We start from the raw sequence: 23783 nt of genomic DNA on the forward strand, positions 1-23783 counted from the left end.
TCAACATATATTAGCAATTAATTGCCACCTTTTTTTCCTTCTGCATCTGCTCTACCGCTTTGATAACTCCTTTTTCTACTTCTTCATACATTTGTATGACCTGAATTCCTAAATTTTCCAATTTCTTCTGCGGCTCATATCCTATTCTTAAAACAATCACCCCATCACAATCACTCACCGTACGGATCACTTTTTGAGTTTTCTCTTCCCGTTCTTCACATTCTTCTTTGCCGGTACAATATTTGCTAACAGTTCTTTTCTCCAGAAAATTAACTTCTCCACTGTTAAACTCATAGATATAAAATTCTTCAGCATGACCAAAATGTTGGTCAATTAACATACCGCTTTTAGATGCTACCGCGAATTTATATTTTATATTTTCAGCTATTGGGCTTTCTTGTGATGATGAGGTACACTTCTGAGCGCTTCCGCATTTTCCTCTGAAATGTGCTGAACAATCGTTGCCTAATGTTCCAATGGCATCCGCACGACATTGACGGCAGTGATACATTTGCTTGAGATCAACTTCACATTTCTTTCTCATTTCGGTGACTTCTTTATTGCTAACAAGCGGTATATTCTCAAAGACACTTCCCGGTGCCGGAATCATCTGCATGATATTGGTCATAAACGCGCCGTGTTCTTTTACTTTCTTTACGACTTCTTCTATGTGATGATCGTTTACCCCTTTAACCATTACGATATTTACCTTGCAAAGCATTCCTCTTTCACTGAGATACTTTAATCCTGCCAACTGATTGTACAGTAGTATCCATGCTGCTTCTTCATCTTCGTATTTGGTTCCGAGATAATTGACATACTTGTATATTTTCGCACCGATCTTAGGATCAACAGTATTGATGGTAATGGTCAAATGGGATACGCCGAGTTCAATAAGATCATTGGCATAAAAGGGCAGCATCAGTCCATTTGTGGATAAACAAAAGGTAACTTCCGGATCTTCCTGCCTGATCAGCCTTAGCGTCTCTTTTGTCTCTTCAAAGTTTGCAAGCGCATCCCCCGGCCCTGCGATTCCTACAACCGAAAGATTCTTCACCTTGCTTTTTACTTCTATATATTTTTCCAATGCCTGCTGCGGTGAAAGTACTTCACTGGTGACGCCAGGTCTGCTTTCATTAAGACAATCGTATTTTCTACTGCAGTAATTACAGCTTATATTACACTTAGGCGCTACCGGAATATGCATCCTGGCATAGTCATGGGCCCCTTGATTATAACAAGGATGTGTCTTTGTTTTTTCCTCGATGCTTTTTATAACCATTTCCGGCTTAATGACTTTAATTGGATTTTTCATTTTCTTGTCCTCCCCCTTTCCGCTTACCCAATAATATTTTTTATACATACGCTTTCTATAAGTCGATTCTTTTTTCTCCAGAATTGTATTTGTAATTTCATCTAAGAAACGCATAGATCCGTAATATCCAATATTGATCTTTCGCTGTGCGCCAATCCGGTCATGTACCGGAAATCCGATCCGCACCAAAGGGATGCCTTCTTTCTCTTCTATCCATTTCCCATCCGAATTTCCTATTAAAATATTGGCTTTAAGTTCTTTGGCGTATTTCTGTATGGTATCAAAATCCGTATCATCTAAAATAAGGCATTCTTCTCCAATACGGGCTAACTCTTTTGTGATCTGATCCTTGAACAACTCATTTTTGGAACCGCTGGCGATCAATACGGGCTTTACGCCATTTTCGCAGCATAGCTTCACCACTGCAAATACTTGTTCCGGTTCACCATAAATGACTGCTCTGCCTTCAGCATTATATTTATGAGAATCAATCATGCCATCCAGATATCTTCCTCTTTCTTCTGTCAGCGAACGCGGCACCAGCTTACCCGTAAGCTTGGACAGCAGTTTGATAAATTCATCGGTACTCCTTAACCCCATAGGGATCGGACATTTATATAAAGGTACACCGAAAGTTTCTTCTAAATATTTTCCCGGCGAATACCGATCCTCAACCGTCATCCCCATCTCGATGGTTGCTGCGGCTCCTGCCATAGATGCGATATCGGATATCTTTGTGCCGCCGTCGGATATTCTTGTGTACTGTTTTGAGTACGGAGAATCCAGCGTGACAGATATGTCAGGCAAAAGTACATACTTGGCTTCAAACATCTTCAATATATCCTTCATATGTCTTATATCTGCCGGATTGAGATTTGTGGTGACAATATTGATTTCTCCATTCTTCTTCGTATCTTTTGCCACATACTTTACAATATCCCTCAGTGCTGCAAAATACCCTTCAAACTGTGTGCCACCATAGCCGGGTGTTGAAACGGGAATAATCGATAAGTCTTTCAATTCTTCTTCCTTCTGCTTAAACTCAGATATCATTCTGGCTATATCCTCTCCGATGGTTTCTGCGAGACATGTGGTGGCTATGCCGATCATTTGAGGATGATATGTCTTTATTACGTTCTTAATTGCTTTTTTTAGATTCTCTTCTCCTCCATACACCGTACCTTGCTCAGTAAGGGAGGAGGATGCGATATCCACCGGTTCATTATAGTGCGTCGCCATGTGGCGGCGAATATATGTGCTGCATCCTTGAGAACCATGGAGTATCATCATGCTGCTCTGAATTCCCTTAAATGCCATTACCGCTCCCATAGGCATACACATTTTACATGGATTTATATTTAAATTAACAAAATTACGACTGCTCATTCCGATACCCCCGCTTCTTTTAATTAACAATTAATAGTGAATAATTAATAGTTTCTTTTATTTCTACGTCAGATAGTTAACTTTAAATGTGAAAATATAATGAATCGGAACGGCACAGGGGCCGTTCCCTACATAGAACACCAAATTCCATGCATACATGATTTACAATTCGTAGGGAACGCCCCCCGTGGCGTTCCGTTGACTTGCGATATCCAATTATTTAATTCAACTTATATAGCCTTAAGTCAAATAGAATCATTGTCCATTGTCCATTGTCCATTGTCCATTTTTATAAGTTCCCACACCGGGCTATTGATTGTTAAGTCTATTTCTTTCGCAAAGTTTACTGATCCTATGAAGCCGCATAACGGATGTTTTCTTTCGTGGTTATGGTCGCAAAAAGCGACGCCTAATTTATATGCAAGCGGTCTTTCCTTGACTCCTCCGACAAGGATATCCGCATCTTTTTCTAAAATAAATTTTTCCAACTCATATGGGTTGGTGTCATCTAATATGACAGTACCGTCATCAGAAATATTTCTAATAATCTCGTAATCTTCTTCTTTTCCTGTTTGGGTTCCGACCATCACGGTCTGCATACCCAAATCTCTAAATTGTTTAATTAACGATATGGCTTTGAATCCGCCACCTACATAGATGGCTGCTTTTTTTCCTTCTAATCTCTTCCTGTATTGATCCAATTCCGATTGAACTTTCTGCTCCTGTTCTTCTACAAACTGTTTGGCTTTTGCGATGACTGCCGGGTCTCCGATTGCATGTGCTATTCTTAATAACGACATCTTGGTATCTTCTATTCCAAAAAAGCTGATGTTAATAAACGGGGTATCATAAAGCTGCTCCATATTTTTTGCTAAATAAGTCATTGAGCCTGCACATTGTACGATATTCAATGACGCTTTGGGTGCCTGTTTCAACTCTTCACATCTTGCGTCTCCGGTAATTTTCGCTACTACATCAATTCCTATTTCTTTTAGATATCCTGTTAATATCCACATCTCTCCTGATAAGTTGAAATCCCCTAAGAAATTTACACCCGCCAGCTTCTCCTTTGGCTTCTCTTTACCCATTAAATCGATCAGCGCATGACATGCTGCCTTATATCCCATTGATTTATTACCTGCAAACCCCGGTGACTTTACCGGAATTACCCGGATTCCATGCTTCTTCTCCGCTGCTTTACATACTGCTTCAATATCATCTCCGATCACGCCTATAATACATGTGGCGTATACAAAAATAACTTTTGGTGCCTTTTCCGGGTCTTTACCGTATTGCTCCATGATTTCATCGATTGCACTAGAGAGTTTCTTCTCTCCTCCAAATATAACATCCTGTTCTCTGATATCTGTCGAAAAACTGCTGCGATAGGTTTCCGGGCCGCTCGAAAGGCTGCCTCTGATGTCCCAAGTATAACTAGCGCATCCAATAGGACCGTGAACGATATGAAAAGCATCCGTAATAGGATTCAACACTACCCGCGCTCCACAATAGACACACGCTCTTTGGCTGACTGATCCGGCAACACTATCTTTATCGCATTTGATTTGTCCGCTTTTATTTTTTGAATTGCATAGGATGAAATCCTGTCTCTCATTTAAAATATCTACTGCTGCGCTGCTTCTCATGTTCTAACCTCCTTATTATAGCTAAGAGTGAATAGTGGGGAGCGAGGAGTAAAATGCAGTTCCATTTGCTATTTGATTAAGGTATCCAAATACTTTACAAACTTCAGGAGAGGTCTGTATCGCAATGAAAAAGCTATATCCCGATATTTCTTTACTCCCCACTCCACACTATTCACTCCCTACTATGTTTTACATTACCATTTCAAAATCTTCATCTGCACAATCTCTGTCCTGTCTATCCATCAATGCATTGGCGATCAGCTCAACTAATCTCATTGCGCCTTTATAGCCAACGATCGGCATATAAGAATGTACATATCTATCGATAATCGGGAATCCCACTCTTACAAACGGAATATCTTCTGCTCTAGCGATATGCTTTCCGTGAGTACCGCCCATTAAAAGATCTACCGGATCATTCTTGATCCATTGATGAAGTTCGAACAAGTCTCCGGCAGCCTTTACAGTGCCTTCAACCCCGGCTGCTTCCAGTATTCCGTTTACTGTCTTCTCGAATTTTGAGCCCGGTGTTCCTGTTACAACGTATTTAGGAATCATTCCAAGGCTAAGCACAAATTCGGTTAAACCGATAACAACATCGGGATCACCATAGATGGCTACTTTTTTACCATGGTAGTATGGATGGGCATCTATCATGATATCTACAAGCTGTCCTCTTTCTTCTTCAAGTTCATAAGGTACTTGAGTATTGGTCGCCTTGATCAGACTCATGATCAACCGGTCAGTTGCTTCAATACCGATAGGCGTAGACAATACTTTAAATGACACGCCGCATTTCTTTTCCAATTCTATCGCACCGGCCTCAGATGCAAATTCTCCAAGCGCCATCGTCAAGATAGAGTTCCCTGCATCAACAAGTTCTTCAATCTTTGTACCCCCTTTAGGATACATTTCAAACTTTCCTGTCATCGGAGCATCCAATACACCACTGGTATCCGGAAACATGATGAACTCAATTCCCATTGCCTTTAATATTCTCTTGATCTCTCTCATATCTCCAGGATTCACGAACCCCGGAATTACATTGATTTTATCGTTCATAAACCCGCTGCTTTGGGATAAACCGCTTATCATTCCTTTTACCATATTTGAAAAACCTGTAATATGGGAACCAACATAACTCGGAGTGTTGGTGTAGATTACATATTTTCCTTCCGGAACTTTTGATTGGGAAACAATGCTGGGAAGGTCATCTCCTATTGTTTCAGTCAAGCAAGTAGTATGAACAGCAATAATATCCGGGTCATAGATTTCAAATATATTTTTAATAGCTGTTTTTAAATTGGCTCCTCCACCGAAAACCGATGCCCCTTCTGTAAAAGAACTGGTAGATGCCATTGCCGGATCTTTAAAATGTCTTGTTAAAAACATTCTGTGGAACGAGCAACATCCTTGAGAACCATGGCTGTGCGGGAGGCATCCGTGGATACCTAATGCCGCATACATTGCACCAACAGGCTGACAGGTTTTTGCCGGATTAATTTTTAGCGCTTTTCTTTCTGAGATTTCTTTTGGCGTATAGTTCAACATTAAATATCACCTCCAAAGTATGTTCCTTCTAACAATGACTCCTCTTTCCAAGGTGCTGTGGAGTATTTCCAGGTAGGAGTAGTTAATCCCATGGTAACGTCTCTTCCGAAATTCACTGCACCTTTGAATCCTGCATATGGACCGCTGTAATCGTAGGAGTGCAGCTGTCTTGAAAGGATTCCTGCCTTTTGTGCTACATATTTATCTTTTATGCCTGAGAAGAAAACATCCGGCTTCAATATTTTAAGAAATTCTTCTGTTTCATAATGATTCAAATCATCTACAATAATGCTGTTGTCCGGCATTTCTTTTATCATACCTGAATAGTAATCGAGAGGCATTTCCTTTTTTAACTGTTCATACCTTTCAGGTGTCAGAAATACTCTATAATGTTTTTCATCTTTTTCTACCGTAATAGACTCGATGTTTTTACTGTCAGCATCTTCTTTAATAGAAGGAATGACTTCTCTACCTTCATAATCATCCCTATGTGCAAACTCATATCCTGCTAACAGAGTTTCCACACCTAAATCACTTAGCAGCAATTGATAGTGGTGGGCACGGGATCCACCTACAAATAACGCAGCCGTTTTTCCTATTAATTTTTCTTTATAGAACTCCATTGATTCTTGTATTTGCTCTAATTCTTCCTCAATCACTTGTTCGGTTCTTTGAATCAACTCTTCATCTCCAAAGTATTTTGCCATATTTCTCAATGTTTCAATGGTTGATTCTATTCCGATAAAGTTAACCTTAATCCATGGAGTGCCATACTTAGTTTGTGCCATCTCTGCGATATAATTGATAGAACGGTGGCACTGTACCAGGTTGAGATCTGCCTTATGTGCATTTTTTAAATCAGCGATACTACCATCGCCTGTCATCACTGAAATAACATGGTATCCGATTTTTTTTAATATTCTGGATATTTCCCAACCGTCACCACCGATATTATATTCACCAAGAATATTCACTGAGTATTTTGGAGGTACTAGTTCACCTGTACCGATAACATATTTCATTAATCCATTGTTCGCAATATGGTGACCGCCGGACTGGCTCACGCCCTTATATCCCTCACAGCTAAATGCCAATACTTGAATGCCGTATTCTTTCTGCGCTGCCGCAGCCACGGCATTGATATCGTCTCCAATCAAACCCACGGGACATGTGGAGCAAATAAGAACGGTTGAAGGCTGGAATATCTCTACCGCTTCTTTAATGGCTTGTATTAGCTTCTTTTCTCCACCGAAAACGATATCGCTTTCCTGCATATCTGTACAAAAACAGTATTCAAGGAAATTTTTCTTATCTTCTTCCTCTTTCGCCTTATGTCTTCTTGTACCCCATGAGTAGTATGCGCATCCAATGGGACCGTGGGTAATCATAACCGCATCCTTTAATGGTCCCAACACAACCCCTTTACATCCGGCATAACAACAACCTCTGTTTGTCATAATCCCCGGAAGGGTTCTGGTATTTGCTTGAATAGCATTTTCATCCTGACTTTCTTTTGCAACAATATGCTCTTTTCTATTTTTATAGACCCGTGCAGGATATTTCTCCAGCACTCTCTCTAAGGTTTTATTCATATATCGATTCCCCCAATCGCTTTTTCAGATTCAGATTTGGATTTAGACGGCTTTTTGGGGCACAAATGCTGGGCTTGTATTCTGCATTAAATAGCAGCTGTTCCTGTTTCCCCTGTTCTAACCCTTATTGTCTCCATTATCGGAAGGACAAATATCTTACCGTCACCCGGACTGCCTGTTGAATTCACTTCCATAATAATACTTACTACTTTTTTTACATCTTCATCATTTACAATCATGGTCAATAATCTTTTTGGGACAAGTCTGTGCTGCTCTGAAACTTCTTCTGCCAACTGCGGCGCTTCCATCACATGCTGATTTACCAGATTTTGTATTAAAGAGAAATCCACTTTTTTCTTTCCTCTTCCCAGCACTTTTCTTGCTGTTAAAGAAGGGAATCCTTCTTTAGAAAGCTCCTGTTTGGTCTTGTTTATCATATTCATACGAATAATGGCCATAACCTCTTTCATGTCCGGTTACCTCCTTGTATATTTTATACGCCTTTTATAATCCATCTTTATTTAGAATTTCTTCATCATCGTTATATCCGATTATGCTGTATGACACCCATCAATCATAGACAAAGAGGATTACAGTCCTTTACTAGATGAACTAATGGTATATGCTTCTTCAACAGGACTAATGAATATCTTACCATCTCCAAAAGCACCCTTTTGTCCGGTTTTTGCATTTTTCATAATGATTTTAACTACATCATCCTTCTCTTCATCTTTTACTATGAATAACAGCATTTCTTTCGGTATCTCATCGTAATGGATATCCCCTACTTTAACACCTCTCTGCTTACCTCTACCTACTACATCTAACTTTGTTACAGCTGGGAAGCCTGCATCACATAATTCAGAAAGTACAACACCCACTTTTTCAGGTCTGATGATCGCTCTAACCAGTAACATATACTTTAACCTCCTGATATAAATAATTTATTTTTGCTAATTAACTTTACTCTATAGTAGTCTTTTTCTTCCATAAGCCAGAGTCCACCGATCACAGCTCACGGATTTCATCCTTTAGTATGCCGTGAACTGTTAACTTTGAACTGTGAACCGATTATAATTCAAGCATGCCATGTTCCATCATTAATTCTTCCAATCTATCCTGTACCATTGGCTTCGGAATAACAAACATGTCGTTTCCATCAATTGCATTTGCCAGTCCTCTATACTCATCTGCTTGGCCGGATTCAGGATCATAATCGATTACGGTCTTTTTGTTAATTTCTGCTCTTTGTACAAGATTATCACGAGGTACAAAGTAGATCATTTGACTTCCCATTTCTTTTGCAAAAGCTTCAATCAATTCTTTCTCTCCATCAACCTTTCTGCTATTGCAAATAATCCCACCTAAACGAACACCGCCGGAATTTGCATATTTTTGAATACCTTTAGCAATGTTATTAGCTGCGTACATCGCCATCAATTCGCCACTGGCAACAATATATATCTCCTGTGCCTTACCTTCACGAATAGGCATTGCAAACCCTCCACATACAACGTCACCTAATACATCATAGAATACATAGTCTAGATCGTTTTCATATGCTCCAAGGCTCTCCAACATCCCGATGGAAGTAATGATTCCTCTGCCTGCGCATCCTACGCCTGGTTCCGGTCCGCCGGACTCAACACATTTGATGTTTTTAAACCCTCTTTTCATGATGTTTTCCAGTTCGATATCTTCGCCTTCTTCTCTTAATGTATCCAATACTGTTTTTTGTGCCAATCCTCCCAAAAGCAATCTTGTGGAGTCAGCTTTCGGGTCGCATCCTACTACCATGATCTTCTTACCCATTTCACCCAGACCTGCTGTAAGGTTCTGTGTAGTTGTTGATTTACCAATACCGCCTTTACCGTAAATTGCTACCTGTCTCATTAAAACCCCTCCATTTTTTGAATATTTTTTAAAAATTAATAATTTATGGTAATATTGAAAATAAAAAAAGTCTTTTAAAGTTCTTGTGATGAGCACAACACAGTGCTGTATCACTATTCCTTTAAAAGACTTCACCGTCACATAGATAAGCTTTCAAGCGCCCTTCTATGTTTAATATTTACTTTTAATTGCTGCAGCTAAGTTATTCACATTTGTTATATAACTTTGATAAGAGTATACCATGGAAATAATAATCATGCAAGTATTTTTTAAAAAATTTCATATTTTTTATATTATACACTAATGAAAGCTACCAAACAGTCTATCAATTATACATTTTGCAATATACCCTTCCACTTCATTCATATATAGCTTATTTATTCTGATCTTCGTATCCCTTTATGAGCATCAAAAATCGTTTGATATATGATAATCCTAATGCTATCCATGATCTGCTGTTCTTTACTTTCCTTTGTTTCATCCGAAAAGCATATATTCCTGATTTTTCTTGTACACATCTCCACTTTCAGCTTATGCATCCTATTGAAATCTATAATATATTTCTGTGGAATATTATTTTTTTCCCACTGTTCTTCTACTTCACTCAAACTAAGCTCTATTAGTGACATTGTCCTGTAATAGAGAAGCTGGCTATTGTCGGTACCGACTTCCTCAAACATTCTACGCAATTGTTGGATCATTCGCTTGCAACTTTCAAACTTTATTTCCAAAAGCCTTCTCGTATATTTATCTTCAAACATAGGAATCTGATATTTAATGATCTCTTCAACTTCTATAATATCATTATCACTACTGCTGCCCATTTTTAAAGCTTCCTCCAGCCAAGGAATCCTAAGATGTCCCAGCAAAATCTGCAAAAACCTTGTCGATATCGGCACCCCAAGCAATGCAAGGTTCTCCAGTATACTTACCGCTTCTATTATTTCCAGAAAAGAGACCATGATATAAGATAGCATTGTAGTATGAAAAATCAGCAGCGTACCCATCTCAAGTAATCTAACCGTTGCAATGGAAAGGCTATACGTGATAACCTTCTTCAAAAATTTAGCCAAACCCTGGCTGCTAAACCTCTTGAGCTTTACAGCCGCTGCCATTCCCGTAATCGTATCAATCACCAATAATATTAAAAGAATAATGTACGAAGTTTCTATTCCTCCTAAAAATCTTGATATAATGCCGACAATACCCGATATACACCATAATTCGATTAAATAATTTGTTCTATTCATCATCTCATCCCCGCAATCCAGAATAGTTGGTTTTGTTGACATAACTTTATAGTATATGATATGCTGCGTATTATATTTGGTGACTTAGGAAAACACACTAGATATGAGTTTTTGTCCGTGATAATAAACATATGGACTAGATGCTATATAAAGTAATTTATGCAAGAAAAGCATTTACTACATGCATAAATTTTGATAAAATATTGTCAGCTTGACCATTATGATTTGTATATAGATAAAGAACTCTAAAATTATAAATTGAAGCATTCCAGTAAGATTATTTCTAACTTTAAGGTTTTTTATCTATAAGATAGTATTTAAAATATACTTATTTGTATTTTTATTCATTAATGATAAACAATAAAACAAAATCGGAGGTATATCTATGAAAGTCGCAAAATTTGGCGGATCTTCAGTAGCCAATGCTGAGCAAATTAAAAAAGTATGCAGTATCATCACCGCAGACCCTGAACGTCGGCTGGTTGTCGTATCTGCACCAGGCAAACGTGATGCAGGCGATATTAAGGTAACCGATCTTTTAATTGACTGTGCACAACAGTATCTCAAAAATAAATCGGCACGAAAAGAACTGGATGCTGTTGTTTTACGATATGCAGATATCGCTAAAGACCTTGGATTATCTGATGAAATAGTTGAAATTATCCGTACTGATCTCGAAAAACGTCTTGAAGCAGATATCAATAATCCTGATAAATTGATGGATACCCTTAAAGCTGCCGGTGAAGATAACTGTGCTAAGTTGGTAGCCGAATATCTTTGTAAGCTAGGCTTCAAAGCACAATATATCAATCCTAAAGACGCGGGATTGTTACTGAGCAGTGAATACGGCAATGCCCAAGTACTTTCCGAATCCTACGATAACCTGCGTTCTCTTCGTGACCAAGAAGGAATAATGGTATTCCCCGGCTTTTTCGGATATACAAAAGAGGGAGAAGTTGTAACTTTCCCAAGAGGCGGCTCAGATATTACAGGATCTATTCTAGCCGCAGCAATAGACGCAGAATTGTATGAGAACTTTACCGATGTTGATTCTGTTTTTGTTGCCAACCCTAATATTATTCCAAACCCACAGGCAATTTCCCAATTGACTTTTAGAGAAATGCGGGAACTGGCCTATGCAGGTTTCACCGTTCTTCAGTCAGAATCTTTAAGTCCTGTATTCCGCGCCGGGATCCCGGTATGTATTAAAAATACCAATAACTCGTCCGCACCGGGAACCATGATTGTCCCTACCAACATGCTTGATGAGACTTCCGATCCTGATATCGGACCGGTAGCGGGTATTGCTAGTGATGATGGCTTTTGCAGTATAAATGTAAGTAAATTCCTAATGAATAGAGAAATCGGTTTTGGCCGAAAACTTTTCAACATACTAGAGGATGAAGATCTATCTTACGAGCACACACCTTCAGGAATTGACAATATCTCTGTAATACTTGATCAGAAACAGTTAACTCCTGATATCGAAAAGCGTGTGATCGATAGAATCACCAATGAACTGAAAGTGGACGATATTGCTGTCGAGCGCAATCTCGCACTCATTATTATCGTCGGAGAAGGTATGAATCATACTATAGGTATTGCCGCCAGAGCAACAACTGCTCTTGCTAATGCTAAGGTAAATATTGAAATGATAAACCAAGGTTCTTCTGAAATTAGCATGATGTTTGGTGTGAAATCTGACGATACTATTAACGCCGTAAGAGCATTGTATAATGAATTTTTTAAAGCTACAACTAAATAAACACACAAACAAATTTTGCCCTAACAGTTAACTGCTGTAGGGGCGGCCATTGACCGTCCGCAAATACTACAGTTTTCCAAAGCGGACGCGCAATGCGCGCCCCTACAAGCAGATTATCCGTAGAATTTTCCGCAAACTATTTTCAGACCTTTATACCTTACAAAATAACTATCATAGAAAGTTATTTACAGAGAAACTTTCACACAGCCATGCGCAGGGTATTTTAATTTTTCCAGATTCGCAACCGCCTTAGAAAATATAATGCAATCAGCTGCGCACTTCCGATAAACAAAAGGAAATAGTTTAATATCCTATTATGTTCAACAAAGCTTAGAAGCATGATCAAGATGGTAGTACTGAATATCCTTCCTAAGTTTAATACAATTTCTTTATTGATAATGTACTCTACTCTCAGTCCTTCTTCATGATTTCTGTTGACAATATTGAAAGCTGCCGACATTTTAGGAACAATAAAAAAAGGCATAAAGGCAGCGTCCAATATCACATATACCAATATAAAAAGGTAATTTATTTCTATAGCCAATCCGACTACTGCAACAAACATAGCCAGTGCACCGATATGCATAGAAATCAGTCTGCGCTTTGGTTTAATCAGTTTTTGTTCCACAACATATGCGGTGGACGATATTAAATAAGCTAGTAAAATAAGTTTACCTAACGCCATTTCACTTCCTGTCGTTTTGTAAATCAGTATAGTAATAGAAAATAGAATGACTACATCCCTCATACCCCATGCAGCCGTGGCTTTTCTTAGTTCATTCCAATCTTTGCAGTTATGACTTAATAATTTACCGAACTCCAGCTTTTCACTATAATGTTCTGAGCGAAGTAACAAACTTACAAGTATCAATATGATAAAGACCGTCAATGTTATGCCAAATACAATGGTATATCCCTTCATATTGATATTTTTCTCTATAATGTAGGCTGCCATGAAAGGCGCCATAGCATTTGATAAGCCTGCAATTCCTCCGTTAATTCCATTAAAAGTATCTCGATTACCTGTATCTGTAAAATCAAAACTTAATACATGAAAAGCCAGCCAATAAAATCCTGCTGCTATACCGAACAATATTCCAAGAGGATAGACATACCTTGGAACATCGTCTCTCAGCAGCAAAACACATCCGAAAAACAGTATAAAAAAAGTGATGCCTAGTCTTAGAGACCATATTCCGTTTTTTCTTTTAGAAAGCCACCCTGCCAGGACAAAGGTTATGGGTAAAAATATATAATGCATTAAATTGTACTGCGCAATCATGGTAAAGTCATTTGATTTCTTCCACAAGAAAATATTTACAAAAGTATTAGACAATCCCATGGCAAGTGTAAAAAGTCCACTGACCACCAACAGTACTTTCGCTTTATGCGACATGACATACCTCCAAACATTAATACTCAAATACTGTTTTATTGTGCTCAGTTTCTTTATAAATTATTAAAACAAAAAACGATAATTGAATACGTCAAACGCTTAGCAATTATCGTTTTTACTTCGAATTATAAAATCATATGTTTTTTTCAATAAATTCTATAATATCTTTTGCTTTTGGAGGACATCCCGGTACACTTTTTGAGAAACCTTTGGTACAGATCCCAATACCAATGCCATCTCCCTCCTGCTGCTTAAATCCTTGCCCAATACATATCTTCTCTTTGATTCTATTTAAGCGGCCTCTTTCATCCAGCCTTTCCAATGCGTGTATAAGGCTTCCATAGCAAGCGGAACATGCATCTTTTTCTTCAACATATCTTGCGAGCTTTTCTACTTTGCGTGAACGGGTAATCTTCTTTACATCCGAATCCTTATTTAATTCGGTAATATGCGCACTCTTTGTATCGGCGCTTCCGACACCTATTCTTTCAGCAATTTGAATATAAGGAACCTCACTCAGCTCAAAGCCCATAAGTTCTGCCGCATAAGCGTCTACCAGGACAGGGTCCTTACCTATAATTACCCTATTCATTTGTACAGGAGTGCCTCCTTCTTCAAAAGTCAGGTCACCCATTAATCCGTCTACAATGATCAAACTGTTTTTTGCCACCCGGTTTAAATATGCGATAGGCTTATGCAATCCCATGGTGTGAAATTTTCTTTTTTCACTATCGGGAATGCAGCCCTTCATATTTTTTAACGCGCAGGTCATGCTGGTTTGGCAGTGTCCTTTCAAAACCGGCATATTGATAAGGTAATCCACTTCCATTGCTTTATTACAGACATTCACTTTCACACCGCCTGCATCGTATTCTTTGTATTTATCCTTCTGAAGATCTACCAATGGTACGCCATACATCTTTGAAATGGTATCATATCCACATACCGAAAATGCTCTGGATGTCCGGTCGCCCACCCAGGAACCCTCCAAAATAATGATATTTTTAAAACCTTTAGATTGCAAATGTTCAATAACGCCGGCTACTAGCTCCGGTGTTGTAGTTGCCCCTGAAGTCGAAGGTTTTGCGACCACCAAGTTAGGTTTTAATCCTATTAACGCATCTTTTGGAATATCTTCTTCAATCTTCAAATGAGTAAGGATTTCTTTTATCATCTTTTTGGGAGTATTCCCATATATCACACATAATTCATTCTTATTCACAACCTCACGCTCCTAATATATCAAATTTTTGCTATTCCCAAACTTTCAATGTAAGGTAGGGGCAGACGACCCTGTCTGCCCGCAAATACTATGATTATATCTTCGGGCGGACAGGGTCGTCCGCCCCTACCAAAAAAAGCTCAAATATATTCTAAAAAACTAAGTTTTATCTGTAAATTTATTCTATATATTAACCAGTAAATAATTAAAACGGCAGTGTATAGCCTACTCTGCCGTTTTAATAGAAAGTTAATTTACCGAAAAATTATTTATTTACAACGTTTATTGGTTTTCCGTTTATAAACTGTGCAAGATTGTCTACGGCAATATTCATTAAACGTGATCTAGCTTCCTTAGGAGCCCACGCAATATGTGGTGTAAGGATGGCATTTTTTGCACCTAATAAAGGATTATCCATTTTGATCGGTTCGGTAGATACTACGTCAGCAGCGAAAGCAAATACTTTATCGCTATTTAATGCTTCTTTCATATCTTCTTCTACAACCAATGGACCTCTGGAGGTATTGATGATAATAACACCGTTTTTCATCTTAGCAATATTATCTTTGTTTATGATACCTTCTGTACTTGGGAACAGCGGGCAGTGCAAGCTGATTACATCGGACTGTGCGAACAGTTCATCCAAGCTTACATACTTCATAGTTTCGCTTTCCAAGTCTTTGTTCTGGTATTCATCAAAAGCCAATACTTTCATTCCGAAAGCTTGTGCAATTTGTCCTGCTGTCTGCCCTATTCTTCCATATCCAATGATCCCCATGGTTTTGTCAGCCAACTCAATTAGAGGATAGTTCCAGAAGCACCAGTCTGCATTATTAGTCCAGTCACCTTTTTTAACTGCTTCACTGTGCGCCCACGCGTGATGGCATACTTCCAACAATAACGCAAACGCCATCTGTGCTACTGCAGTGGTTCCGTAAGTAGGAATGTTTGTTACAGGAATTCCTTTTTCTTTAGCGGCATTTACATCAACAACATTGTATCCTGTTGCTAATACGCCAACCCATTTAATATTCGGGCATTTATCAAAAGTATCTTTTGTCAATGGTGTCTTATTTGTGAAAACGGCCTCTGCATCACCGATTCTCTCTAAAATTTTATCTGCCGGCGTGCGGTCATATACTGTTACTTCTCCTAATTTTTCTAACCCTTCCCAAGTCAAATCTCCAGGATTCAACGTGTATCCGTCTAATACTACTATCTTCATTTTAATACCCCTCTCTTTTGATTCCGAATTCATTCATTTAAATGATTAATAGTTACCTATCGAAAAATTATAGTTTTGCCCATGCTTGGTTTAATACTCTCTTAGCATTTGCAACTACTACATCGGGATCTTCGTCACCCCATGGTTTTACTTCAAAGCTTAAAATCGGAGGATTTTTCGTATTCAAGAATCCGATATCCATCAATACTTTTAAGTACTCTACCAATTCATCCACATCGTTTTCACCGTTAGGGAATCCGAATCTAGGATGCGTATCTCCATAAGCTTCAAATGATGGGTCTTTTATAACGGTATTTCCCATATGTGCATGCACAAGGTATTCTTTAATCGGAAGAATTGATTCTGCACAAGTTTCTCTTAACATTGGAATATGGCTTAAATCAACCATTAAACCGAAATTATCATACTCTTTTCTAATTTCTTCTGCAAATCTCTTAGCCAAGTCAGCTGGTCCGATGATACTCTTTTTATCAATATCATAATCAAACACTTCAAGAACAACCGGCAAGTTGCCTTTTGATTTTGCATAAGCGCACAATTCTTTAGTTGATTTTACCAGCGCCTGGTAAGATTCCTCTTTTGTTGCCTCTTCATATTTTCCGCTTAAGAAAGCAAAACCTACTGCTCCCATTTCATACGCTTCATCAATTCCTTCTTTAAGAGAAGCAAGGGCTTTTTGTCTTCCTTCTTCATTAAGATCATTGATATTCATACCGGTTGTAAGCATTCTGGGCTGACTGCCATACGCTACTGTCAGATGACTTGAGTCAAGCATTTTTTTCGCTTGCTTTCTTACTTCAGCATCTTTTATCCATGTGATTTCGATCGCATCAAAATAATCATCTACGGCAATTTTTTTGATGGTTTCCAATACAGGGCCTTCCCCTTTAATAGTTGCAGGATAAGCCATAAAATGAATTAACCCTACCTTCATATACTTATGCATAGATTCGTACATGTTAATCACTCCTCTTAATTTTATTTTATATCCATTCCTATTTTAATAATTCTCATTACTCTCTCAGCTGCATCTTCCAAAAGTTCTGATGATCTGCCCATTGCTTCACTCAAAGGCATTGCCTTATTTACGGTACTCATGATACCGTCCACACCATAATCATATACAGCGGACGCTCCATCGCCGATATCTCCTACAATTGCAAGCACAGGAAGGTTATATTTCTTGACTCTCTGTCCGACACCTACCGGAACCTTACCATAAACAGACTGTGCATCTATCTTACCTTCTCCGGTAATAACGAAATCAGTAGTCGGCAAATGTTGATCGATATCAACAACATCCAGAACCGTTTCAATTCCTGATTTCAACTGCGCGTCGCAGAATACGATCAATCCTGCACCCAAACCTCCTGCCGCTCCGGTTCCAGGCACATCGATAATGTCCTTACCCAGCTGTTCCTTAATAATATTAGCATAATGCCCCAAATTAGCATCTAATATTTTAACTAATTCAGGAGTAGCTCCCTTTTGAGGACCATAAATAGCTGAAGCTCCTCTTTCACCACAAAGCGGATTAGAAACATCACATGCAACCACTATTTCGGTATCCTTGATACGCGGGTCCATATTAGATATATCTATTGTTGCTAATTTATCTAATGCGCCTCCGCCATAGGGCAGCTCATTTCCGTTAGCATCTTTAAAAGATACGCCTAACGCTTGTGCCATTCCGACTCCGCCATCATTGGTCGCGCTGCCGCCGATACCGATTACGATATTCTTGCAGCCTTCATCCAATGCCGCTTTAATGAGCTGACCGGTACCATATGTAGTAGTAATCAGCGGATCTTTCTTATCATCCGGTACCAATGGCAATCCTGATGCTGCAGCCATTTCAATAACCGCAGTACCATTGTCCAAAATACCATACTTAGCCACAAGATTTTCACCTAATGGCCCTACCACTTCTAATTCCATAAATTTACCACCGGCACCTAGTACCAATGCGTCTACAGTTCCTTCTCCTCCATCTGCAATAGGTATCTTGACTACTTCTACATCAGGAAACACTTTACGAATTCCTTTTTCAATAGTATTTGCTACAGCTATTGTCGTATTACTTCCCTTAAATGAATCCGGTGCTATAATAACTTTCATATCTGTCACTCCTTTCTATCTTCGTCAAACTCACATTTCAAAACTGTTTGATAAAATAATATCACACATTGCAACACTTTTCAACATATAACAATAATAAAATTGCATGAAAGTGATATTACCTTTGCTGCTATTCCTATCACAAAACATATTATTTGTCATTCATCATGATTTTATTTCATGTCTTTTGCAATAATAAGCTCTATTCCCTCTTCTTCAAAATATTGTTGGTATTTTTTATCCACCATCTCATCAGAAATTAATTTATTCAGACAATTAATAGACGCAAAAGTTACTAGCGCACTTCTTTCAAATTTCGTATGGTCAGCAAGGCAAATAATCTCTTGCGCACTTGATATGATCCTTTTTTTTATATGTGCCTCAAGGGTATTGGAAACCGAGAGTCCTTGTTCCAATTGGATACCGCTTGTAGAAAGAAAAAGCTTTTGTACATTATACATATCGAAGAATCTTTCCGTTTCGGGACCAACTAAAGAATAGGAACCCTTTCTCTGAGTTCCTCCGGTAAGAATTAAATTAATCCTTTCTCTATTAGACAGTTCATAAGCAATATTAATATCATTGGTAATTACGGATATATCAATATCGGGCAGCAAGTGTGCCAGCATAAGCGTAGTGGTGCCGGAATCCAAAATAATAGAATCACCTGAACTTATATCTTTAATTGCAGCTTCAGCAATCCTTTTCTTTGAATCCATATTTATTTCTTTACGCTGTGACATCGGCGGGACCTCATTTATTTCGCTAACTAGCGTAGCTCCTCCATGAATTTTTTGAAGAAGTCCTTGTCTCTCCAGCTTTTCCATATCTCTTCTTATGGTCTCCTCAGCTACATCAAAGAGCCTGCTCAACTCCGAAACTTTAACAAAGCCTTTTTCATCTAATAGCTTTAATATCCTATCCTGTCTATTAACCGCTAACATCCTTTCACCTTCTTAAACAGTATATTCATATTATATTATCACAAAAAAACACAATATACAACACAATAAAAACATGGTAATACTAAAAAGTATCGCCATGTTTTTATATAAATATAGATATTTTTCTTATAACTTGAATGTCGCAATCATATCGTTTAAATCATCAGCTAATTTAGAAAGTGTTCCCGCATTTTCTGCAATTGTTTGAATTGAATTATTCTGCTGTACTACAGAAGCAGAAGTTTGTTGAACACCTGCTGCTGTCTGCTCGGAGATGGCTGCAATCTGTTCTACCGACGAATTGATCTCCTCACTGCTTTTTTCTACCTGTTTTAAATTAAGTGCTGTATTGTTAATTCTATCCGCAATCTTGCTGACTTCGTGATTAATATCTCTAAAGGTTATACTGGTTGTTTTAATTTGATTGGTTCCTTGTTCTACTTGATGATATCCCTGCTGCAATGATTCAGTTACCATTTCGGACTCATCTTGTATTCCTTTAACAATATCTGTTATTCCGGTGATTGAGTGTCCTACTTGTTCCGCAAGTTTTCTAATCTCATCAGCCACTACCGCAAATCCACGGCCTGCTTCTCCAGCCCTTGCTGCTTCTATCGCAGCGTTTAATGCAAGTAGATTTGTTTGTTCCGAAATACTGTTAATAATTTGTACCAAATGGGAAATTTCTTTTGACTTTTCATCCAGATTTTTAACCTTTTCAACAGAATGCTGAACGATGTTATTAATGGCATCCATTTGCCTCATAGAGCCTTCCATTAATTCATTTCCTCTCTCAGACATTTCCTTCAATTTATCTGAAGAATTCTTAAGATCTTCACCTTCCTTATTTGTTTCTATGATTTTATTGTTCAGTACCTCAATCACATTTGCGATATCGGTAGCTGAGCCGGTCTGCTCCTCTGTTCCTGCCGCCAACTGGTCCATGGTCAGCGTAATTTGTTCACTCCCCAGTTTTACTTCATCAGAAGATCCTTTTAACACTCTGCTTTGAGCAGTTACTTGGTCAGCTATACCGGAAATGTTAGTAATAATATTCCTTAAATTTTCCGCCATTATATTCACTGCATGAGATAATTTTCCTAACTCATCATTGCCCTTGTAGTCTATCTTATCTATTGCTAGAATTCCGTCAGCTATATGTTCCGTAACCGTAACAACTTTATTCAAATTCTTCTGAACAACACGTGTAATCAAGAACGTTACAACAAACCCCAATACCACTGAAATAGAGATAGATAAGAGTAATATCGTAATGGTGCTTACAATATATCCTTTTACATCTTCCATAACTGCCTGCTTCTGTTTATTAATCTCCGCAACCACCTCATTCAACAAGCTCATTGTTTCATCTCTTGAAGACACAATCTCTACCCTGGCTAAAGTGACTTGCGATCTGAGATTTCGGTCTGCGGCATGCACAAGCTTATTATAAAAAAGATCATTAATCTCTTCATGTTTTGTTATTATCTGTTCAAGGTAATCCTTCACTTGCCCCTCGCCCATAGAGTCTTTCAATAATTGGATATCACTGTTAAATATATCACTTTCTTCTTTGTATCCATCTAATAGTTCCTTCGTTCCAAAAGCCATATAATCCGCAATTTTTACATCTTTTTTTATAAAATTCGCTGTTAACTGCGATATTTTATCCACTTTGCTATCAGCACTTTCCAACAAGCTGGTATTCTCTTTTATTTTATTCATGTATGAAAAAATGATTCCTGTAGAAATAACAAACAGTATAATTGTTAACAGAAGCGCGCAACTGTATTTCCACCCAAGCTTCATATTTCTCCATTTAAACAACTGTATGATTTTCATAATATTCCCCCTTTGTATTTAACCCCTCATTAATATTTATTCGACAAAAATTGTAAACTTCCTTCAAAGATTGGAATTAATATTTTAAATTTTTAAGAATTTTTAAGCAAAATACAGTATTATTTAGGTGCTAAAGGGGTAATACTCATGTATTACCTCTTTAACTGATTTTATGAAAATAAATACATTTAATGCATAAGGGGGTATATGTGTGGACATCATCACAAATTTTATGGCAATGGTTTATGACTTTTAAAGGCCTTTTTAATCCAAATATTGGTATAAACCATCTCTATAAAATACAAAATCGGTAGTCGGTGATTCATGATAACTCTATAAATCACTAACTACCGGTTTTTATTTTTAATTATTCGCTAACATTTCCGGCGAAGTCCTCATATCTTCAAACACTAAATTCTAAACTTAGTGACTATGCCACTTAAATCTTTCGCTAATGTGGATAAAGTATGCGCATTATTTTGAATTACTTCCATAGAACTAGTCTGCTGCTGTACCGATGCGGATGTTTCTTCTACCCCCGCAGCTGTTTCCTCCGATATAGCCGCAATCTGCTCAATAGAACTATTAATCTTCTCACTATTCTTTGTAATCTGTTCCAAAATCGTTCCCATACTGGTTACCCTTTGTACTACGTTAGCAACTTCTGCATTAATACTATGGAAAGTATCCCCGGTTACCTTAATTTGCTTAGTTCCTGCTTCTACTTGTCCATATCCGTTTTGCAATGCGTCAGCTACAATCCTTGACTCCTCTTGTATACCTTGTACAATTCCCGTAATACCTTTTACAGAACTTCCTACCTGCTCTGCCAGCTTTCTTATTTCTTCCGCGACAACGGCAAATCCTCTGCCCGCTTCTCCAGCCCTCGCTGCTTCAATCGCTGCATTTAATGCAAGTAGATTAGTTTGCTCCGATATACTTTGAATGATTTCAACTAGTTGAGAAATCTTCTGAGCTTTTTCATCAAGGTCATTCATTTTCTCTGCTGAGTTTTTAACTACCTCATGAATACCACCCATATGTTGTATGGAACTTTCCATTAACTTGTATCCTGTATCTGCCATATTCTGAAGTTCATCGGCGGCTCTTTCGAGAAATTCGCTTTGCTCATTTGCGGTAATAATCTGACTATTCAATCCTTCAATTACATTTACTACTTCAGTAGCTGCACCGGCTTGTTCTTCCGTACCTGTAGCCAGTTGTTCCATGGTAGTGGAGATCTGCTCCATACCTTGTCTTACATGGCTTGCAGATTGAGTAAGCTCTTCACTCTGACGATTGACATTACCCGACGCATCCATAATCTGTGATATAATGCTTTTCAGGCTATCCGTCATGGTATTGAAAGACTGCGCCAACAAACCTATTTCATCTGTACCTGAATAGTCAACCTTGTCAGTGGCCAGATTGCCTTCCGCAACTTGTTCGCTCAGATGAACTACTTTATGCAGTTGTCTCTGAATCATTCGTGAAATAATATACATCATAGCTAAACCTATTATTGCCGAAACAGTAATAGAAACAATTAATACCATCAATGTACTGTGTAACTGTTTTATGCTGGTTTGCATGGCCTGCTGTCTTCGTTCCTTAAGGGTGACCTGAAGATTTTGCAAAAATTCTTTGACCATCATGGAATTACTCATAAGTTTTTTTCGAGCGATCATGTATGTTGGCTTATTATTGCGCTCTACAGCAGGTATGATCTCATCTTTGAACGTCAACTTCATCTCTTGAATATACTTCTTTTGTTGTTCAATGATTTTTCCGGATTCTTCTGTTGTCATCACATGACTAAGATTATCAAACGAAGTCTGAAGCTCTTCTGTCGTTTCCTCAAATTGTGTTACAAGTTCCGGTGTCTGAAAAAGAATAAAATCAGTAACCCGAACATCCTGTTCATTCAGATGAGAAATCAGCTCAGTAATATCTAAAGCGCTATCCCCTACTTGTTCTATAACACGAAAGTCACTCTTTGAAGCATTAACAAATGAAAAAATGATTCCCGTTGAACTCAAAAAGCATATAATAGCAATGATTAAAGCAAGAGCATACTTCCAACCAATTTTGATGTTATTCCATTTTAATTTTTTTAACATAGTATACTCGCCACCCCTTGTATTAATAGAATGTTATATCTATAATTCGACAAAGAGTATAAAAAACCTTTTATTCTAAAATAAAAAATTATTTGATTTCACGTACTACTATTTCATCCAGTATATCTGCAGCTGCCTCTATCATCTTAATACATCGGACATCATCATTTTTATACATGTCTTTTAATTTCTTACAATTAATGGTGCTTAATGCCTTGTCAAATTTATTGATAAATTCTGAAGTCAGCAGTTTCATCCGATCACTCTCATGGGCTCTGTCAACAGTAAACAAGATTCCCAAAACAGCAATCGCCCCTGTCACCGCGCCACATACATCTTCTATTGCCATTCCCCCGCCAAATGCTGCCATGGTTTTAAACGTTTCTTTAGAAAGATTCATTTGATATTCTTCATTTGCCGCATAAATCATCGTTTCCGCACAGTTGAGATCATATTCCTTACTATAGTACTTTACTGCTTTTTCTTTTAGCATTTTT

At 38.1% G+C, this 23783-nt stretch carries 18 protein-coding genes; 1 reads left to right on the plus strand and 17 read right to left on the minus strand.

All coding sequences use genetic code 11. The features are described 5' to 3' along the window. Positions 1–10: 10 nt before the first annotated feature. The 8 genes from nifB to QKW49_RS14035 form a co-directional block, all read right to left on the minus strand. Entirely contained in the window at positions 11–2701 is a 2691-nt protein-coding gene (gene nifB, locus QKW49_RS14000) for a nitrogenase cofactor biosynthesis protein NifB (protein ID WP_282863280.1), read from the minus strand. Between the two features lie 245 nt (positions 2702–2946). Continuing rightward, positions 2947–4347 carry a nitrogenase iron-molybdenum cofactor biosynthesis protein NifE gene (nifE, locus tag QKW49_RS14005; RefSeq protein WP_282863281.1) on the minus strand — a complete coding sequence of 467 codons (1401 nt, stop codon included), beginning with the start codon at positions 4345–4347 and terminating at the stop codon, positions 2947–2949. A gap of 189 nt (positions 4348–4536) precedes the next feature. Beyond that, the gene (gene nifK / locus QKW49_RS14010; RefSeq protein WP_282863282.1) at positions 4537–5898 is read right to left on the minus strand and encodes a nitrogenase molybdenum-iron protein subunit beta; all 1362 of its coding nucleotides are present in this window, start codon (positions 5896–5898) and stop codon (positions 4537–4539) included. Further along, a complete protein-coding gene (nifD, locus tag QKW49_RS14015; protein WP_282863284.1) occupies positions 5898–7490 on the minus strand; it encodes a nitrogenase molybdenum-iron protein alpha chain in 1593 nt (530 codons plus the stop codon). Before nifD ends, nifK begins: the two co-directional genes overlap by 1 nt. Before the next feature lie 86 nt (positions 7491–7576). After that, positions 7577–7960 (minus strand): P-II family nitrogen regulator, encoded by a 384-nt coding sequence (locus QKW49_RS14020; RefSeq protein ID WP_282863285.1) that lies wholly within the window; start codon positions 7958–7960, stop codon positions 7577–7579. Positions 7961–8080: 120 nt separating this feature from the next. Then, positions 8081–8407, minus strand: coding sequence for a P-II family nitrogen regulator (locus QKW49_RS14025; RefSeq protein ID WP_282863286.1), 327 nt, complete (start codon positions 8405–8407; stop codon positions 8081–8083). A gap of 154 nt (positions 8408–8561) precedes the next feature. Further along, entirely contained in the window at positions 8562–9383 is an 822-nt protein-coding gene (gene nifH, locus QKW49_RS14030; RefSeq protein ID WP_282863287.1) for a nitrogenase iron protein, read from the minus strand. A gap of 377 nt (positions 9384–9760) precedes the next feature. Next, a complete protein-coding gene (locus tag QKW49_RS14035; protein ID WP_282863288.1) occupies positions 9761–10633 on the minus strand; it encodes a phage holin family protein in 873 nt (290 codons plus the stop codon). A gap of 385 nt (positions 10634–11018) precedes the next feature. Here QKW49_RS14035 and QKW49_RS14040 point away from each other — a divergent pair, with 385 nt between their 5' ends. Next, the gene (locus tag QKW49_RS14040) at positions 11019–12398 is read left to right on the plus strand and encodes an aspartate kinase (RefSeq protein ID WP_282863289.1); all 1380 of its coding nucleotides are present in this window, start codon (positions 11019–11021) and stop codon (positions 12396–12398) included. Positions 12399–12621: 223 nt separating this feature from the next. On the opposite strand, the gene QKW49_RS14045 is transcribed toward QKW49_RS14040, so the two are convergent. The 9 genes from QKW49_RS14045 to QKW49_RS14085 form a co-directional block, all read right to left on the minus strand. Next, positions 12622–13794: an MFS transporter gene (locus QKW49_RS14045; protein WP_282863290.1), complete on the minus strand. Its 1173-nt coding sequence runs from the start codon at positions 13792–13794 to the stop codon at positions 12622–12624. 133 nt (positions 13795–13927) lie between these two features. Further along, complete coding sequence (locus tag QKW49_RS14050) at positions 13928–15016, minus strand: DUF362 domain-containing protein (protein ID WP_282863291.1); 1089 nt, start codon at positions 15014–15016, stop codon at positions 13928–13930. A gap of 265 nt (positions 15017–15281) precedes the next feature. Then, entirely contained in the window at positions 15282–16241 is a 960-nt protein-coding gene (locus QKW49_RS14055) for a D-2-hydroxyacid dehydrogenase (RefSeq protein ID WP_282863292.1), read from the minus strand. A 67-nt stretch (positions 16242–16308) separates the two neighbouring features. Further along, entirely contained in the window at positions 16309–17220 is a 912-nt protein-coding gene (locus tag QKW49_RS14060) for a TIM barrel protein (protein WP_282863294.1), read from the minus strand. Positions 17221–17240: 20 nt separating this feature from the next. Then, the gene (locus QKW49_RS14065) at positions 17241–18380 is read right to left on the minus strand and encodes a glycerate kinase (protein ID WP_282863295.1); all 1140 of its coding nucleotides are present in this window, start codon (positions 18378–18380) and stop codon (positions 17241–17243) included. Positions 18381–18553: 173 nt separating this feature from the next. After that, a complete protein-coding gene (locus QKW49_RS14070) occupies positions 18554–19324 on the minus strand; it encodes a DeoR/GlpR family DNA-binding transcription regulator (protein ID WP_282863296.1) in 771 nt (256 codons plus the stop codon). 126 nt (positions 19325–19450) lie between these two features. Continuing rightward, positions 19451–21166, minus strand: a complete 1716-nt coding sequence (locus tag QKW49_RS14075) for a methyl-accepting chemotaxis protein (RefSeq protein WP_282863297.1) — start codon at positions 21164–21166, stop codon at positions 19451–19453. 410 nt (positions 21167–21576) lie between these two features. Continuing rightward, positions 21577–23286, minus strand: a complete 1710-nt coding sequence (locus QKW49_RS14080; protein WP_282863298.1) for a methyl-accepting chemotaxis protein — start codon at positions 23284–23286, stop codon at positions 21577–21579. An 88-nt stretch (positions 23287–23374) separates the two neighbouring features. Further along, positions 23375–23779: a C-GCAxxG-C-C family (seleno)protein gene (locus QKW49_RS14085; protein ID WP_282863299.1), complete on the minus strand. Its 405-nt coding sequence runs from the start codon at positions 23777–23779 to the stop codon at positions 23375–23377. Positions 23780–23783 lie beyond the last annotated feature (4 nt).

The organism is Petroclostridium sp. X23 (assembly GCF_030013905.1).
GTDB lineage: Bacteria > Bacillota > Clostridia > SK-Y3 > SK-Y3 > X23.